Here is a 16,054-nt window from a genome sequence, read left to right on the forward strand (position 1 = left end):
GGCTTTCGTTCGGCGAGACCCTGGATCCGTTCACCTCAGGTCTCGCCGAAGGGGAACGAAGACGGCGAGAATCGCCGCGATGACCGCGTATGCCACGAGAATCGCAGCGCCGAGCACAGGTGAGACCATCGTCGCAGGCGTCAGCGCTGTCTGGCTCGCGATCGCGCCGGTGAGGAAGTCAAAACTCGTCAGCGATGCCGTCGCGCCGCCCGGCAGGAACGGGTAAATCGCGTTGACGCCGGGAACCAGCATCAGGATGTACTCGACGAACAGGAAGTAGCCGAGCACGACGCCGATCGCGACGAAGGGTGAACGCGCCAACGCGCCGATACCTACTCCGAGCAGCATGTAGGCCGCAGCGGCGAGGGTGAGCTGTATGGGGGCCGGCGCCAGATCCACCGCATCGACGCCCAGCGGTACACCGCGCACCCATGCTGCGACGATCAGGGCGAGCAATGCCGACAGAGATGCGATCATTCCGTAGACGATGCCCAGCGCTGTGTACACGGCGAGCTTGGCTGTTAGTACTCGACCCCGTCGAGGAACGACGAGGAGCGTCGTGCCGATCGTGCGGTGTCGATACTCGCTTGTGATCGCGATGGTCCCGACCAGCGCGGGGATGAACAGAAGCACGGTCCCGATGCCGAGCACGAATCCAACGCCTTCGGGGGTGTCGATGTCCGGCATGGGAGGCTGGGCGTTCTGCGGTCCGGTGAGCGCAAGGAGAAGCGTCAATCCGCCACCACACGCGAGCGCAACCACTGCCGACCACAGTGCTACTCCGGTGGCGCGCAGTCGCACGACCTCTCCGTAGACGGCATTCATGAGAGAGGTCCTTTCTGCGTGAGGTGCAGGAATGCTTCCTCGAGAGGAGCATCTTGCGCCACGAGTCGTTCGAGCGCGCCCGTCCAGACGGTGCGGCCCTGGTCGATGAGGATGACGTCGTCGATCGCGTGCTCGATCTCATGAAGCACATGGCTGGAGAGCAGTACGGCGCCGCCAGCATCGGCGAACCCGCGCAGGAATGTGCGGAGCCACGCGATTCCGCTTGGGTCCAGACCGTTCGACGGCTCATCGAGCACGAGGATGTCCGGGTCGCCGAGCATCGCGGTGGCCAGCGCGAGGCGCTGCCGCATCCCGGTGGAGAAGGCGCCGATTCGACGATCGGCGTACGACTGCGCCCCCACGAGGGATAGCACGGTGTCCACCCGCGACCGGTCCATTCCTCCGAGTGCCGCGTAGGTGTGAAGGTGAGCGCGTGCTGTCATGCGTGGATGCGCTGACGCGATGTCCAGGACCGCGCCCACGGTACTTGCGGGCGCAGACAGGTGGGCGTAGGGCAGGCCGGCGATGAGCGTCTCACCGCTGTCTGAGCGGATCAGGCCGAGTAGCGCGCGCATCAGCGTCGATTTCCCTGCCCCATTGGGCCCGAGAAACCCGACGATGCGCCCATACTCGACTTTCACGTTCACATCTTCGAGTGCAACGACGTTTCCGAACCGCTTGGAGAGCGCCTCTACCTCGATCGCAGCGTTCAAGAGTGCACATCCGATCGGAGGTCTGCCGCGATCGACGCTGCAGCATCGGTGCTCAGGAGGATCTCGTCGAACCCGACGGCAGCCCGGTCGACGGCGATCCGCAGCAGCGGGTGCCCGCGCTTCATTGAGACCAGGCGCCGCACCCCGGAAGGGTGCCTAAACGTGCCCAGTTTGCGGTAGCCGGAGATGACGAGACCGGACTTCATCCCGAGGATCTCGGAAGTCCATCCCTGTTCGCTCGCGACACCACGGATCGCCGACCTCGGAATCAACAGCTTCGGCAAGCCCGTCATCGTCGACTCCCAACCGGGAAACTGCACGTGCACTCCGGCTCGGTCGTATGTGATGTTCGTCATCGTTCTCTCCTCGATCGCTAGAGTGGAATCGTACTGAGAACATTATCATCGTGATAACAGTGAGGAGTCAACGTGCCCGACGGGACTGCTCTGGCAAAGGTCGTACTGCACCCGGTGCGATTGCGGATCGTCCAGCAGCTGGGTGGCCGCAACCGCACGACGGCGCAGTTGCGCGAGGCGCTCCCGGATATCCCGCAGGCCACGCTCTACCGACATGTGGCTGCCCTCCTCGATGCCGAGGTTGTCGCAGTGGTCGACGAGCGCAGATCTCGTGGTGCGATCGAGCGAACCTTGGCGCTGGGCGACCGGATGGCAGCCATTGACCACGCTGAGCTTTCTGCGATGAGCAGCGCGCAGCTGAGCACTGCCTTCCTGGCTTTCCTGGGAGACGTCACGGGTGACTTCGATCGCTTCCTCAGCGCGGATTCTCCCGAAGCCCGCGAGCTGGTCGGATTCGCCCGAACGCCCTTGTACGTGAGCAGGGAGGATCTCGCCACGATTCAGGCAGGCCTCGCTGAGCTACTCACTCCTTACCTGACGGAACGGGAGGACGGTCAGCAACGCGTCAACCTCGCCACGATCCTCCTTCCAGACCCGTGAACGCAAAAAGAAACGACGGCAACGCAAAGGAGCCAAGATGCCAACGACGAAGCACATCCTTGTGTACTCGGACTCGCTGACCTGGGGCATAGTCCCGACGACTCGGCAGCGACTTCCTTTCGAAGAGCGCTGGCCCGGAGTTCTGCACGCCGCGCTCAACGCGGGATGGGACGGTCACATCCGGCTCACGGAGGACTGTCTCAACGGGCGCCGCACCGCCTTCGACGACCCATACAAACCGGGGCGGAACGCCCTCAGCGGCATCCAACAGGTCATAGAAGCGCAATCACCGCTCGACCTCGTGATTCTCCTACTCGGCACCAACGACTTCCAATCCATGCACCAGCACAAACCCTGGCACTCCGCGATGGGCATCGCAGCGCTCATCAACGCGATCAGGACAGCACCGATCGAGCCCGGGATGCCTACCCCGCCGATTCTCGTCATCGCGCCCCCGCAGCTGGAGAACCCTCGAGGACCGATCGGCCCGAAGTTCGCGGGCGGGGATATCGCCGCACAGGGTCTCGCGCAGGCAATTCGACAGGTCAGCGAAGACACCGGCTGCGTCTTTTTCGACTCGAACACGATCACCACCAGCAGCAAGCACGACGGCGTGCATCTCGACGCCGACCAGCACCACGCCCTGGGCGTCGCACTCGCGCCGGTCGTCGCGCACCTGATGGCAGACCGCAATGCTCGCTGAAGCTCCGCTGTCCAGCAACGAGGGTCGGGGCTATCTCGGTAACGGTGGTTCCGGCGGTTTCCCGGAAGAAAACCGGATCTGACCAGGAAAAATTTGGCGGAGACGAGGGGATTTGAACCCCTGGTCCCCGTAAGGGGACTCCACCTTAGCAGGGTGGTGCACTAGGCCGGACTATGCGACGTCTCCAGGCATCCGGCTCGAGAGCACGGATGCACCCCACCATCATAACGGGTCCGGCGCGTGGTCACGAACCGCCGATCTCGGATGCTCCCGGGAGCCGGCCGCATGCCCTGCGATACTGGCCGCACGTTGCGAGGGTCCGGCGCCCGCGGACGCGAGAGGAGACGCCATGTCCGAGCCATCGGGAGCGCACGTCCGCGCGGGGTTCGCCGCCCCGGCCGACCCGAGGCGCGGCGCCCTGGGCTATGCCGCGGTGCTCGCCCTCCTCATCGTGTCGTACGGGCTGTGCGCGGCCCAGCCCGGCACGGTCCCCAGCCCCTGGGCGTTCCTGGCGATGCTGGTCACGGTCGCGATCGTGTTCCGCGTGACCAGGGCGCACGCCCTGGTGCAGCGGGTGTCGTGGGTCGTGCTCTCGGCCGCCGGCCTGGCCGCCCTCCTCGCGGCGTTCTTCGCCACGGACAGTCCGGCGCTCGCCGTGGCGCTCTCCGCCGCCTCCATGATCGCGCTGCTCGTGGCGCCGTGGGCCATCATCGCGCACCAGGTCACCCGCCGAGGCCTCGACGTCGAGGCCCTCCTGGCCGCGGTGACCGCGTACATCCTCGTCGGCATGTTCTTCGCCTTCGTCTACAACCTGCTGTCGCTGCTGCTGCCGACGCCGCTGTTCGGAGATGCGGCGAACGACTCGCTCGGCAATCAGCTCTTCTTCTCCTTCACGGCACTGACCACGACGGGCTACGGGAACCTCGTCCCCGTCGGACCGGGCGTGCAGGCGGTGGCCGTCGCCGAGGGGATCACCGGGCAGCTCTTCCTCATCACCGCCGTCGCCCGCATCATGCGGGGTGCGAGCGCCCAACGCACCACATCGACGCCGGCCTGACGGTCACTCCCCGGTCGTCGAGCGGCGGGCGACGAGCTCCGGCCGGAACAGCACGTGCTCAGGCGCCGGCGCCACCTCGTCCTGGCCTCGCAGCAGCAGGTCGACGGCGGTCGAGCCGATGAGAGCGGCCGGCTGCCGCACCGAGCTGAGCGGGATCACGGCGGCCGCCGCGAAGTCGATGTCGTCGTAGCCCACGAGTGCGATGTCCTCGGGGACCCGGGCGTCGCCGGTCATCACCAGGCTCTGCAGGAGGCCCAGGGCCAGGAGGTCGTTCGCCGCGAAGACCGCGTCAGGCCGGTCCCCGGGGGCGCGGTCGAGGATCTGCGCACCGGCCCGGCGTCCCTCCTCGACGGTGAGCGCGGAGGTCGGGATGAACTCCAGCCCGATCCCCGCCGCGGCCGCCGCGGCCTGCGCGCCGCTCAGGCGGTCGGAGACCTGGCGCAGCGCGACCGGGCCGCCGACGAAGGCGATCCGGCGACGACCGACCGCCAGCAGGTGCTCGGTCGCGATGCGTCCGCCCTCGACATCGTCGACGGCGACGGAGGCGAACCGCTCGTCCTGCGATTCCCGGTCGACGAGCACGGCGTGCGTCCCGCGCTCATGCATCCGCACCAGCCGCGGCAGGGACTCCGCCACGGGAGTGACGAGCACGCCGGTCACCCGCTGCTCCTCGAAGAGATCGAGATGCATCGCCTCCCGCTCCTGCTTCTCGTCGCTGTTGGCGACGAGGACGGAGAGTCCGTGCTGGTCGGCGCGCTCCTCGGCTCCGCGGATCACCTCGGCGAAGAACGGGTTGCGGATGTCGAGCACGACGAGGCCGATCGTCCGACTGCGCCCCGCACGGAGCTGCCGTGCCGCGTCGTTGCGCACGAACCCGAGGCGGTCGATGGACGCCTGCACACGCGCGACGGTCTCCACGGCCACCTTCTCCGGCCGGTTGAGCACGTTCGAGACGGTCCCGACGGAGACACCCGCGTCCTCGGCGACCTCCCGCACACTGACGGCCATCGCGCCCTCCCTCCGGTTCCCGCCGCTGAAACGACTCATCCGCGGGGATCGCCTCAGACTCTCATGCCGTATTGACACGCGTCAACACAGCCCCTAGTCTCATCTCCATCAGGGTTTGAAACGATTCATTCCCTCAATGGAGAGAGAAATGATGTCCTCACCCACGACGGCGCCCGTGCTCGAGCTCGCCGACGTCCAGAAGGCGTTCGGGTCGGTGATCGCCCTGCGCTCCGGCACCATCGCCGTCCGCCCCGGCTCCATCCACGCGCTCGTCGGCGAGAACGGGGCCGGCAAGTCCACGCTCGTGAAGATCGTCGCCGGCCTCTACCAGCGCGACGGCGGGGTCTTCCGGCTTCGCGGCGAGGACGTGGACTTCACCTCGACCGCGCAGTCGAAGGCGGCCGGCGTCGCGGTCATCTACCAGGAGCCGACACTCTTCCCCGATCTCTCCGTCACCGAGAACATCTTCATGGGGCGCCAGCCGACCGGGCGGTTCGGGCGGATCGACCGCAAGGCCATGCGCCACGAGGTCGAGCGGCTCTTCACCCGCCTCGGCGTCACCATCGATCCCGACCGCCCCGCCGAAGGGCTGTCGATCGCCGACCAGCAGGTCATCGAGATCGCCAAGGCGGTCTCCCTCGACGCCACGCTGCTCATCATGGACGAGCCCACCGCGGCGCTCTCCGGCGTGGAGGTGGAGCGCCTGTTCGCGATCGCCCGGAGCCTGCGCGACGAGGGCCGCGGCCTCATCTTCATCTCGCACCGGTTCGACGAGGTGTTCGCGCTCTGCGACACCGTCACGGTCATGCGAGACGGCGCGTACATCGCGACCTCCGCCATCGCCGACACCACGGTCGACGAACTCGTGCACCAGATGGTCGGCCGCGAGGTGTCCGAGCTGTTCCCGAAGCAGGAGGCGACGATCGGCGAGCCGCTGCTCGAGGTCGAGGGGCTCACGAGCCCCGGCCTCTTCCACGACATCTCGTTCTCCGTCCGTGCGGGCGAGATCGTCGGGCTCGCCGGCCTCGTCGGCGCCGGGCGCAGCGAGGTCGCGCGCGCGGTCTTCGGCGTGGACGGGTACCGCGAGGGCAGCGTGCGCATGAAGGGCCGCCGGATCCGCGCGCGCCGTCCGGTCGACGCCATGCGCGCCGGTCTCGCCCTCGTCCCCGAGGACCGCCGGAAGCAGGGCCTCGTCATCGAAGCCGGCGTCGGCGGGAACATCACCCTCGCGATCCGTCGGCGTCTCGCCCGCCTCGGCCTGCTCACCACAGCGATGGAGAACCGCGCCGCCCGGGAGTGGGCGTCGCGGCTCGAGGTGAAGACCCACGCCCTGGACACCGTCGCCGCGACGCTCTCCGGCGGCAACCAGCAGAAGGTCGTCCTCGCGAAATGGCTCGCCACGCAGCCGCAGGTGCTGCTCATCGACGAGCCGACCCGCGGCATCGACGTCGGCACCAAGTCCGAGGTGCACCGCCTGCTGTCCCAGCTCGCCGGTCAGGGCATGGGCATCCTCATGATCTCGTCCGAGCTGCCCGAGGTGCTCGGCATGGCCGACCGGGTGCTCGTGATGCGCGAGGGTCGCATCACGGCCGAGATCCCCCGCTCGGAGGCCACCTCCGAGAACGTCATGTTCGCCGCGACGCACGCATCGGAGCTCAGCTCGTGACCACCGCCATCCCCGTCTCCGCGCTCACCAAGCGCATCTCCGGTCTCGGCAGGGCCCGCGAGTTCGGCATCCTCCTGGCCCTCGTGCTCGTGGTGACCGCCGCGACCCTCAACAATCCAAAGTTCCTGTTCAGCGCCGACGGCTGGCGCGACCTGCTGCTGACGCCGTCGATCCTCGTGCTCGTCGCCGTGGGACAGGCCATCGTCCTCATCACGCGCAACGTCGACCTGTCCGTGGGTTCCGTGATGGGTCTGACCGCGTACCTGACCGGTCGGCTCTTCATCGACATCCCCGGCATCCCGACCGTCCTGGTCGTGGTCGCCGCCGTGGTGCTCGGCGCTCTGCTCGGCCTCATCAACGGCGCGCTCGTCGCGTACGCCAAGGTGCCGGCGATGGTGATCACCCTCGGCACCCTCTACGCCTACCGCGGCATCAACGTGCTGTGGACCGGCAGCGACCGCGTGAACGCCTCCGACATGCCGCGCGACTTCCTCGCCCTCGGCACGGGGCAGGTCCTCGGCATCCCGATCCTCGCGATCGTCGCGGTCGTCGTGCTCGCCGTCGCCGCCTGGTACATGAAGAACACCCGCGGCGGCCGGGAGTTCTACGCGATCGGCTCCGATCCCGCGGCGGCCGAGCTCTACGGCCTGCGCGTCACCCGCCGCGTGCTCACCGCGTTCGTCCTGTCGGGAGCGCTCGCCGGACTCGCCGGCGTCTTCTACGCGGCCCGGTACGGCACCATCAACTCCCAGGCGGGAGCGGGATGGGAGCTGGACGCGGTGGGCGCGGCCGTCATCGGCGGCGTCGCGATCACCGGCGGCATCGGCTCGGTGTGGGGCGCCGCGATCGGCGCCGTCCTGCTGCTGACCATCAACCGCGCTCTGCCGATCCTCGGCATCCCCGACTTCTGGCAGCGTGCCGTCGTCGGCCTGCTCATCATCGGCGCCATCGTGCTCGACCGCGTGCTCGCGGTGCGGCAGAGACGGCGGCTCATCGAGGCGAGGGACGAATCATGACCACCGCGACCGCCACCGCGACCACCCGCGTCATCCGCGACTACGACAAGCCCCTGTGGCGCCGGCTCCTGCTCACGCGCGAGGCCGCGATCGTCGGTCTGCTCCTGCTCGTCGCGGTCGTCTCGGCCTCCAGCATCCGCGGGTTCGGACAGCCCATCACGCTGACCTACCTGCTGCTCGACATCGCGCCGATCCTCCTGATCGCCCTGCCGATGACCCTCATCATGATCACCGGCGAGATCGACCTCTCGGTGGGCAGCATGGTCGGACTGTCCAGCGTCGTCACCGGCGCTCTGGTGCAGTCAGGGATCCCGTTCGAGCTCGCGGCCCTCGCCGCCCTCGTCGTGGGCGTGGTCGGCGGCGCGTTCAACGGCTTCCTCGTGACGGTCGTCGGCTTGCCCTCGCTCGCCGTCACGATCGGCACGCTCGCCCTCTTCCGCGGCCTCGCCGTCGGGCTGCTCGGCACGGCCGCGGTCACCGACTTCCCGGAGTTCTGGACGGCTCTCGCCAAGGCGAAGATCGCGGGCACCCCGATACCCGTCATCACGATCCCGTTCCTCGTGCTCGTCGCGGTCTTCGCGGTCCTGCTGCACTTCACGCCGTTCGGCCGCGGGGTGTACGCGATCGGTCTGTCGAAGGACGCGGCGCACTTCTCCGGTGTGCACGTCGAGCGCACGAAGCTCATCCTTTTCGTGCTGTCCGGAGCGGTCGCCGCATTCGCCGGCATCTTCTACACGCTCCGCTACGGCAGCGCCCGCGGCGACAACGCCACCGGCCTCGAGCTCCAGGTCATCGCGGCCGTCGTGCTCGGCGGGGTGTCGGTGTTCGGCGGTCGCGGCAAGATCTACGGCGTCATCGCCGCCGCCTTCCTCATCGGCGCGCTCGCGAGTGCGCTCCGCCTGGTGAACGTCACCTCCGACGTCATCAACATCATCACCGGCACGCTTCTCGTGATCTCGGTGGTGGCCGCAAGCTTCCTGGCCTGGCTGCAGAAGGCACGCCGCCGACCGGGCAGACCCCCCGCCGGTGCCGCCACAGCGACGAAGGCACCGATGGACGCCGCATCCGCGGCATCTCCCGACGAAAGGAACGAACAATGACGTTTGCACGCAAGCGTGTCACCGCCTTCGCCGCCCTCGCGGTGGCGGCGGCGGTCGCACTGACCGGCTGCGCCGGCTCCACCGACGGCGGAGGAGACGGCGGCGGCGACGGGGCGGACGCCTCGATCACCTTCCTGCCCAAGAACCTCGGCAACCCGTACTTCGACACGTCCAGCGAGGGCGGCAAGAAGGCCGTCGAGGAGTTCGGCGGCACGTTCTCCGAGGTCGGCCCTGCCGAGGCCACGCCCGACGCCCAGGTCAGCTACATCAACACGGCCACGCAGCAGGGTGTCGGCGCCCTCGTCGTCTCGGCCAACGACCCGCAGGCCATCTGCGACGCGTTGAACGAGGCCAGGGACGCCGGGGTCAAGGTCGTCACCTTCGACTCCGACACCAACACGGACTGCCGCGACTTGTTCATCAACCAGGCCGACTCCGAGGGCATCGCGAAGGTGCAGATCGACCTCATCGCCGAGCAGATCGGCGGCGCCGGGGAGATCGCCATCCTCTCCGCATCGGCCAACGCCACGAACCAGAACGCCTGGATCGAGCTGATGGAGGAGTACGTCGCCAGCGAGTACCCCGACATCACGATCGTCGAGACGGTCTACGGCGACGACGACGACCAGACGTCGTTCGACAAGACGGCCGCGCTGCTGCAGACCCACCCGGACCTCAAGGGCATCGTCTCGCCCACCACGGTCGGCATCGCCGCCGCGGCGCGCTACCTGTCAACGTCCGACTTCAAGGGCCAGGTCGCGCTGACCGGACTCGGCACGCCCAACCAGATGCGCGAGTACGTGGAGGACGGCACCGTCACCGCCTTCGCGCTGTGGAACCCGGCCGACCTCGGCTACCTGGCCGCTTACGCCGCCCAGGCCCTGATCGCCGGCGACATCACCGGCGAAGAGGGCGACACCTTCGAGGCCGGCGACCTCGGCGAGTACACCGTCGGCGCCGACGGCGTCGTCCTGCTGGGCGACCCGTTCGTGTTCGACGCCGACAACATCGGCGACTTCGACTTCTGAGTCGCCTCCGGCCGGCGCTCCCCGCGGGCGCTGGCCGGACCCCCGAGAGGAATCGCATGACCCGCGTCGCCTTCCAGCTCCAGGTGAAGCCCGAGCTGCTGCCCGAGTACCTCGCCCGTCACACGCCGGTGCGCCCGGAGATGCTCCGCGAGATCGCGGCCGCCGGACGGCGCGACTACAGCCTCTTCCTCGGAAGCGGTGGGGTGCTCTTCGGCTACTACGAGACCGATGACGATGCGGCCGCGCAGGCGTACCTCGCCGCCTCCCCCGTCGCCGCACGCTGGGAGGCCGAGATGGCCCCCTTCTTCCTCGACCTCGACGGCCGTCCCGATCAGGCCGCCACCCCTCTCACCGAGGTGTTCCACCTCGAAGACCAGCTCGCCGCCGCCGGCGAGAGCGTCACACCCGCCACCGACAACGAAGGCCGTGCATCGTGAGCATCCTCACCCCCGACATCCTCGCCGCGCTCGAGAAGCAGAGCATCGAGCTGCCCAGCTGGGCGTTCGGCAACTCCGGGACCCGGTTCAAGGTGTTCAGCACTCCCGGCACGCCCCGCGACCCGTACGAGAAGATCGCCGACGCCGCGCAGGTCCACGCCCACACCGGGCTCGCCCCCACCGTGGCGCTGCACATCCCGTGGGATCTGGTTGACTCCTTCGACGACCTGCGCCGTCATGCCGAGGACCACGGCGTCGCCCTCGGCACCGTCAACTCCAACACCTTCCAGGACGACGACTACAAGTTCGGCGCCCTCACCCACGAGGATGCGGCCGTGCGCCGCAAGGCCATCGACCACCACCTGGCCTGCATCGACGTCATGGACGCCACCGGCAGCCGCGACCTGAAGATCTGGCTGGCGGAGGGGTCGAACTACCCCGGTCAGGCCGACCTGCGCGGACGGCAGGATCGCCTGCACGACTCGTTGCAGCAGATCTACGCGCGTCTCGGCGACCACCAGCGCCTCGTGCTCGAGTACAAGTTCTTCGAGCCGGCGTTCTACCACACCGACGTCCCGGACTGGGGGACGTCCTACGTGCAGGTGACCGCCCTCGGCGACAAGGCGATGGTCTGCCTCGACACCGGTCACCACGCGCCGGGCACCAACATCGAGTTCATCGTGATGCAGCTGCTGCGCCTCGGCAAGCTCGGCTCGTTCGACTTCAACTCCCGCTTCTATGCGGACGACGACCTCATCGTGGGTGCGGCCGACCCGTTCCAGCTGTTCAGGATCCTGTTCGAGGTGATCCGGGGCGGCGGGCTGAACAACCCCGACGTGGCCTTCATGCTGGACCAGTGCCACAACATCGAGGACAAGATCCCCGGACAGATCCGCTCCGTCCTGAACGTGCAGGAGATGACCGCGCGGGCGCTGCTCGTCGACCGGGATGCGCTGACGACTGCCCAGCGCAGCGGCGACGTGCTCACCGCGAACGCCGTCTTCATGGACGCCTTCTCCACCGACGTCCGCCCGGCCCTGGCCGCGTGGCGAGAGGAGCGCGGGCTGCCCGCCGACCCGATGGCGGCGTACGCGGCCTCCGGGTACGGGCAGCGGATCGCGGAGGAGCGCGTGGGCGGCGTGCAGGCGGGCTGGGGAGCCTGAGCGTATGAGCGCGCGCGACATCCACGATCACGTCTTGGACGGGCCGCACGGGCCGCTGCGTGTGCGCGTCTACTCCCCGAAGTCGCCGAGCGGCCACGGCCTGGTGTGGGCTCACGGCGGCGGATTCGCGGGCGGCGACATCGACATGGCGGAGGCCGACACCGTCGCGCGGGCGTTCGTCGACCACGGGATCGCCGTGGTGAGCGTGGACTACGCCCTCGCCCCGATGACAGCCGAGTGGAGCGCACGCCTCGGCGCGGAGAAGCGCGGCGGCGTGCACTACCCCGTCCCGCACGACGAGATGGTCTCCGCGTTCCGCTGGGCCGCCACGTCGGACGTCGCTTCGCGAGGTTGGGCGATCGGCGGAGCCAGCGCAGGCGGCAACCTCGCCACCGGCGCGGCGCTCCGCCTCGCGCACGAGGGCGGCGTGGTGCCCGCACTCGCGGTCCTCGCCTACCCGACCCTGCAGGCGGTGCAGGCCGCTCCCGACCCGGAGCTGCGTGCCCTGCTCGACGGAGATCCCTCCGCTGACGTGTTCACCCCCGATTTCGTGCAGGGCATGTACGAGAACTACCTCGGGAGCGACCCCGACACGGCGGACGTCTATGCCGTCCCCGGCACCGCAGAGCCGACGGCACTCGCCTCTTTCCCGCCCACCATCATGGTCAACGACGAGATCGACGAACTCCGTGTGTCCGGCGAGGCGTTCGCCCGCTCCCTCGCCGCCGCCGGCGTCGAGGTCGACGTCGTCGTCGAGCCGGGCACCACCCACGGGCACCTCAACCGCCCCGAGGAATCCGCCTTCGCCGCGACGATGGATCGGTTCGCGACTCGGATCCTGCAGCTCCCCTGACTCTCCGGCGTCGACCGGCATCTTCACTCACGAACCGAGGACTCACATGACGAACCCCACCGCCGCCGACCTGATCGCGCGGAGCAACCGCCTGGGCGCCGACCCGAAGAACACGAACTACGCGGGCGGCAACACCTCCGCCAAGGGCACCGAGATCGACCCGGCGACGGGGCAGCCGGTCGAACTCCTCTGGGTGAAGGGCTCCGGTGGTGACCTCGGCACCCTGACCGAGGCCGGTCTCGCGGTCCTCCGCCTCGACCGCGTGCGCGCGCTCGTCGACGTCTATCCGGGGGTCGAGCGGGAGGACGAGATGGTCGCCGCCTTCGACTACTGCCTGCACGGCAAGGGCGGCGCCGCCCCCTCGATCGACACCGCGATGCACGGCCTGGTCGACGCCCCGCACGTGGATCACCTCCACCCCGACTCGGGCATCGCGATCGCCACCGCGGCCGACGGCGAGGAACTCACGACGACGATCTTCGGCGACCGCGTGGTCTGGGTGCCGTGGCGCCGCCCCGGCTTCCAGCTCGGACTGGACATCGCGCAGATCAAGGCGGAGAACCCGCAGGCCATCGGCACGATCCTCGGCGGCCACGGCATCACCGCGTGGGGAGACACCTCGGAGGAGGCGGAGGCGAACTCCTTGTGGATGATCGACACCGCCGCCGCCTACATCGCGGAGCACGGCTCCCCCGCGCCGTTCGGCGGCACGCGATCGGGCTTCGAGGCCCTGCCGGAGCCGGAGCGCCGCGCACGGGCGGCCGCCCTCGCCGGCACCGTCCGCGGTCTCGCGTCGACGGACAAGCCGATGGTCGGCCACTTCACGGACAGCGACGTGGTCCTCGACTTCCTGGCCTCCGAGAAGGCTCCGGCCCTCGCCGCCCTCGGCACGAGCTGCCCCGACCACTTCCTGCGCACCAAGGTCAAGCCGCTCCTCCTCGACCTGCCCGCCACCGCGACCCTGGAGGAGCAGACGGAACGCCTGCGGGAGCTCCACGCCGCCTACCGCGCCGACTACCAGGCCTATTACGACGCCCACGCGACCGCCGAATCCCCCGCGATCCGAGGCGCGGATCCGCTCATCGTCCTCGTGCCCGGCGTCGGGATGTTCTCGTACGGGGCGAACAAGCAGACCGCACGGGTCGCCGGCGAGTTCTACGTCAACGCGATCAACGTCATGCGCGGTGCCGAGGCCCTGTCGACCTACGCCCCCATCTCCGACGCGGAGAAGTTCCGCATCGAGTATTGGGCGCTGGAAGAGGCGAAGCTGCAGCGGATGCCGAAGCCGAAGTCCCACCAGGGCCGCATCGCCCTCGTCACCGGTGCCGCGAGCGGGATCGGCAAGGCCATCGCGACCCGCCTCGCCGCGGAGGGCGCCTGCGTCGTCGTCGCCGACCTCGACCTCGACAAGGCCAGAGCCGCGGCCGCCGAGCTCGGGAACGAGGACGTCGCCATCGGCGTGGCCGCCGATGTCGCCGACGCCGACGCGGTGCAGGCGGCGATCGACGAAGCGGTGCTCGCGTTCGGCGGCCTCGACCTCGTCGTGAACAACGCGGGCCTCTCGCTGTCGAAGCCGCTGCTGGAGACGACCGAGAAGGACTGGGATCTCCAGCACGATGTGATGGCGAAGGGCTCGTTCCTCGTCTCGAAGGCGGCAGCCCGGGTGCTCATCGATCAGGGGCTCGGCGGCGACATCATCTACATCTCCTCCAAGAACTCCGTCTTCGCGGGTCCGAACAACATCGCCTACTCGGCGACGAAGGCCGACCAGGCGCACCAGGTGCGGCTGCTCGCGGTGGAACTCGGCGAGCACGGCATCCGGGTCAACGGCATCAACCCCGACGGTGTGGTCCGCGGTTCCGGCATCTTCGCCTCCGGGTGGGGAGCGAACCGGGCGGCCACGTACGGCGTCAAGGAAGAGGACCTCGGCCAGTTCTACGCCAACCGCACCATCCTCAAGCGCGAGGTCGTGCCGGAGAACGTCGCGGATGCCGTCTTCGTGCTGACCGGACCGGAGCTGAGTCGGACCACCGGGCTGCACATCCCCGTCGATTCCGGCGTCGCCGCGGCGTTCCTGCGATGACCGACGACCGCTCGCCCGCAACCGCACGGCACGTCCGTGCGGTCGCGGCGGTGGATCTCGGCGCCACGAGCGGCCGCGTGATGATCGGCCGCGTGGGGCCGGGCGTCCTGGAGCTCGAGCCGGTCTCCCGCTTCCCGAACGGCCCGGTCGCCCGCGCCGACGGTCTGCACTGGGACTTCGACGCGCTCGTCGCCCATGTCCTCGACGGCCTGGCCGAAGCGGTCCGCCGGGAACCGGGCATCGAGTCGATCGGGATCGACTCGTGGGCTGTCGACTACGGCCTCCTCCGCGCCGGCGAGCTGCTCGCGGAGCCGTTCCACTACCGCGACGACCGCACCGCCCGCGGGGTGGACGAGGTGCACTCCCTCGTCCCGTTCGACGACCTCCACGCACGCAACGGCCTGCAGTTCCTCCCGTTCAACACGCTCTACCAGCTCCGGGCGGACGAGCTCCGGCACGACGCCGATACCGCGCTCCTCATCCCGGACCTCCTCGCCTTCCTCCTCACCGGCGCCCGCGTCGCCGAACGGACCAACGCCTCGACGACGGGGCTGCTGGATGTGAGGGCCGGCACCTGGGATCAGGCGCTCGCGACCCGCCTCGGCATCGATGCCTCCCTCCTGCCGGACCTCGTCGATCCCGGCACGGTCATCGGTCGGCTGCGCCCCGGGGTCGCGGAGCGCATCGGCGCGGATCTGCCGGTGATCGCCGTGGGCTCGCACGACACCGCCTCGGCGGTGGTCGCCGTCCCGATGACGTCACCCCGTGCCGCGTACATCTCCTGCGGCACCTGGGGACTGGTCGGGGTCGAGCGGGTCGAGCCGATCCTCACGGCGGCGGCGCGGGACGCCAACTTCACCAACGAACGCGGCGTGGACGACCGCTTCCGCGTCCTCCACAACGTGACCGGACTGTGGCTCCTCAGCGAGACCGTGCGGGCCTGGGAGGCCGAAGACGGAGAACCCATCGATCTGTCGGGACTGCTCGCCGAGGCCGCCGCCGCGGAGCCGCCGTCGGCGGTGTTCGATGCGAACGACCCCGCGCTCTCGGCCCCCGGCGACATGCCGGCGCGTATCGCCGATCGCCTGCGGGCGAGCGGCGTCGCCGCCCCCACCTCGCGCCCGGCCTTCGTCCGGCTCGTCGTGGAGAGCATCGCGGCCGCGTTCGCCGACGCCGTCGGGACGGCGGGCCGGCTCTCCGGGCAGCCCCTCGACGTCGTCCACCTCGTCGGCGGCGGGTCTCTCAACCGGCTGCTGTGTCAGGCGACCGCGGACCGCACCGGGCTTCCCGTCCTCGCCGGTCCTGTCGAGGCGACCGCTCTCGGCAACGTCCTCGTCCAGGCGCGGGCCCGGGGAGCGGCGCCGGCCGCGCTCTCGGAGCTCCGCGCTCTCGTGGCGACGACGCACCCGCCGACGGTCTACCGCCCGCGGGGCGCCTGAGGGCCGA

General features: G+C 69.4%; 16 protein-coding genes and 1 tRNA gene. 12 read left to right on the plus strand and 5 right to left on the minus strand.

Features of this window, described 5'->3' with window-relative positions; all coding sequences use genetic code 11:
* Positions 1 to 30: 30 nt before the first annotated feature.
* From BV453_RS12745 to BV453_RS12755, 3 genes are read right to left on the minus strand one after another with little or no spacing between them, the layout of a single operon-like run.
* Positions 31 to 825, minus strand: coding sequence for an ABC transporter permease (locus tag BV453_RS12745; RefSeq protein WP_249521758.1), 795 nt, complete (start codon positions 823 to 825; stop codon positions 31 to 33).
* Positions 822 to 1,538, minus strand: a complete 717-nt coding sequence (locus BV453_RS12750) for an ABC transporter ATP-binding protein (protein WP_126893488.1) — start codon at positions 1,536 to 1,538, stop codon at positions 822 to 824. The genes BV453_RS12745 and BV453_RS12750 overlap by 4 nt, the downstream gene beginning before the upstream one ends.
* Positions 1,535 to 1,894 carry a hypothetical protein gene (locus tag BV453_RS12755; RefSeq protein ID WP_126893489.1) on the minus strand — a complete coding sequence of 120 codons (360 nt, stop codon included), beginning with the start codon at positions 1,892 to 1,894 and terminating at the stop codon, positions 1,535 to 1,537. The genes BV453_RS12750 and BV453_RS12755 overlap by 4 nt, the downstream gene beginning before the upstream one ends.
* A 72-nt stretch (positions 1,895 to 1,966) precedes the next feature.
* Here BV453_RS12755 and BV453_RS12760 point away from each other — a divergent pair, with 72 nt between their 5' ends.
* Positions 1,967 to 2,494 carry a helix-turn-helix domain-containing protein gene (locus BV453_RS12760; RefSeq protein ID WP_126893490.1) on the plus strand — a complete coding sequence of 176 codons (528 nt, stop codon included), beginning with the start codon at positions 1,967 to 1,969 and terminating at the stop codon, positions 2,492 to 2,494.
* Positions 2,495 to 2,531: 37 nt separating this feature from the next.
* Positions 2,532 to 3,197: an SGNH/GDSL hydrolase family protein gene (locus BV453_RS12765; protein ID WP_126893491.1), complete on the plus strand. Its 666-nt coding sequence runs from the start codon at positions 2,532 to 2,534 to the stop codon at positions 3,195 to 3,197.
* Between the two features lie 94 nt (positions 3,198 to 3,291).
* On the opposite strand, the gene BV453_RS12770 is transcribed toward BV453_RS12765, so the two are convergent.
* Positions 3,292 to 3,383 (minus strand) — tRNA-Ser (locus BV453_RS12770).
* 163 nt (positions 3,384 to 3,546) lie between these two features.
* On the opposite strand from BV453_RS12770, the gene BV453_RS12775 reads away from it, so the two are divergent.
* Complete coding sequence (locus tag BV453_RS12775) at positions 3,547 to 4,254, plus strand: potassium channel family protein (RefSeq protein WP_082802896.1); 708 nt, start codon at positions 3,547 to 3,549, stop codon at positions 4,252 to 4,254.
* A 3-nt stretch (positions 4,255 to 4,257) separates the two neighbouring features.
* On the opposite strand, the gene BV453_RS12780 is transcribed toward BV453_RS12775, so the two are convergent.
* Complete coding sequence (locus BV453_RS12780; protein WP_249521759.1) at positions 4,258 to 5,262, minus strand: LacI family DNA-binding transcriptional regulator; 1,005 nt, start codon at positions 5,260 to 5,262, stop codon at positions 4,258 to 4,260.
* A gap of 148 nt (positions 5,263 to 5,410) precedes the next feature.
* Here BV453_RS12780 and BV453_RS12785 point away from each other — a divergent pair, with 148 nt between their 5' ends.
* Genes BV453_RS12785 through BV453_RS12825 form a run of 9 tightly spaced genes read left to right on the plus strand, consistent with a single transcriptional unit; the run spans position 5,411 to position 16,047 of the window.
* Positions 5,411 to 6,928, plus strand: a complete 1,518-nt coding sequence (locus tag BV453_RS12785) for a sugar ABC transporter ATP-binding protein (RefSeq protein ID WP_126893492.1) — start codon at positions 5,411 to 5,413, stop codon at positions 6,926 to 6,928.
* Positions 6,925 to 7,944, plus strand: coding sequence for an ABC transporter permease (locus tag BV453_RS12790; protein ID WP_249521760.1), 1,020 nt, complete (start codon positions 6,925 to 6,927; stop codon positions 7,942 to 7,944). Before BV453_RS12785 ends, BV453_RS12790 begins: the two co-directional genes overlap by 4 nt.
* Complete coding sequence (locus BV453_RS12795) at positions 7,941 to 9,044, plus strand: ABC transporter permease (protein WP_249521761.1); 1,104 nt, start codon at positions 7,941 to 7,943, stop codon at positions 9,042 to 9,044. Before BV453_RS12790 ends, BV453_RS12795 begins: the two co-directional genes overlap by 4 nt.
* Complete coding sequence (gene rhaS / locus BV453_RS12800; protein ID WP_025104566.1) at positions 9,041 to 10,072, plus strand: rhamnose ABC transporter substrate-binding protein; 1,032 nt, start codon at positions 9,041 to 9,043, stop codon at positions 10,070 to 10,072. Before BV453_RS12795 ends, rhaS begins: the two co-directional genes overlap by 4 nt.
* A 56-nt stretch (positions 10,073 to 10,128) precedes the next feature.
* Positions 10,129 to 10,509 (plus strand): L-rhamnose mutarotase, encoded by a 381-nt coding sequence (locus tag BV453_RS12805; protein WP_085603978.1) that lies wholly within the window; start codon positions 10,129 to 10,131, stop codon positions 10,507 to 10,509.
* Positions 10,506 to 11,672 carry an L-rhamnose isomerase gene (rhaI, locus tag BV453_RS12810; protein ID WP_085603981.1) on the plus strand — a complete coding sequence of 389 codons (1,167 nt, stop codon included), beginning with the start codon at positions 10,506 to 10,508 and terminating at the stop codon, positions 11,670 to 11,672. The genes BV453_RS12805 and rhaI overlap by 4 nt, the downstream gene beginning before the upstream one ends.
* Before the next feature lie 4 nt (positions 11,673 to 11,676).
* Positions 11,677 to 12,525 (plus strand): alpha/beta hydrolase fold domain-containing protein, encoded by an 849-nt coding sequence (locus BV453_RS12815; RefSeq protein ID WP_249521762.1) that lies wholly within the window; start codon positions 11,677 to 11,679, stop codon positions 12,523 to 12,525.
* A 46-nt stretch (positions 12,526 to 12,571) separates the two neighbouring features.
* Positions 12,572 to 14,608: a bifunctional aldolase/short-chain dehydrogenase gene (locus BV453_RS12820; protein ID WP_249521763.1), complete on the plus strand. Its 2,037-nt coding sequence runs from the start codon at positions 12,572 to 12,574 to the stop codon at positions 14,606 to 14,608.
* Complete coding sequence (locus BV453_RS12825; protein ID WP_249521764.1) at positions 14,605 to 16,047, plus strand: rhamnulokinase family protein; 1,443 nt, start codon at positions 14,605 to 14,607, stop codon at positions 16,045 to 16,047. Before BV453_RS12820 ends, BV453_RS12825 begins: the two co-directional genes overlap by 4 nt.
* Positions 16,048 to 16,054 lie beyond the last annotated feature (7 nt).

This window comes from Microbacterium sp. ER1 (assembly GCF_023383675.1).
Lineage (GTDB): Bacteria > Actinomycetota > Actinomycetes > Actinomycetales > Microbacteriaceae > Microbacterium.

Coding starts and splice junctions, on each gene's coding strand:
- BV453_RS12745 (WP_249521758.1), bottom strand. CDS start 825: ATGAATGCCGTCTACGGAGAGGTCGTGCGACTGCGCGCCACCGGAGTA.
- BV453_RS12775 (WP_082802896.1), top strand. CDS start 3,547: ATGTCCGAGCCATCGGGAGCGCACGTCCGCGCGGGGTTCGCCGCCCCG.
- BV453_RS12825 (WP_249521764.1), top strand. CDS start 14,605: ATGACCGACGACCGCTCGCCCGCAACCGCACGGCACGTCCGTGCGGTC.
- BV453_RS12755 (WP_126893489.1), bottom strand. CDS start 1,894: ATGACGAACATCACATACGACCGAGCCGGAGTGCACGTGCAGTTTCCC.
- BV453_RS12805 (WP_085603978.1), top strand. CDS start 10,129: ATGACCCGCGTCGCCTTCCAGCTCCAGGTGAAGCCCGAGCTGCTGCCC.
- BV453_RS12815 (WP_249521762.1), top strand. CDS start 11,677: ATGAGCGCGCGCGACATCCACGATCACGTCTTGGACGGGCCGCACGGG.
- BV453_RS12820 (WP_249521763.1), top strand. CDS start 12,572: ATGACGAACCCCACCGCCGCCGACCTGATCGCGCGGAGCAACCGCCTG.
- BV453_RS12795 (WP_249521761.1), top strand. CDS start 7,941: ATGACCACCGCGACCGCCACCGCGACCACCCGCGTCATCCGCGACTAC.
- BV453_RS12785 (WP_126893492.1), top strand. CDS start 5,411: ATGATGTCCTCACCCACGACGGCGCCCGTGCTCGAGCTCGCCGACGTC.
- rhaS (WP_025104566.1), top strand. CDS start 9,041: ATGACGTTTGCACGCAAGCGTGTCACCGCCTTCGCCGCCCTCGCGGTG.
- BV453_RS12780 (WP_249521759.1), bottom strand. CDS start 5,262: ATGGCCGTCAGTGTGCGGGAGGTCGCCGAGGACGCGGGTGTCTCCGTC.
- BV453_RS12765 (WP_126893491.1), top strand. CDS start 2,532: ATGCCAACGACGAAGCACATCCTTGTGTACTCGGACTCGCTGACCTGG.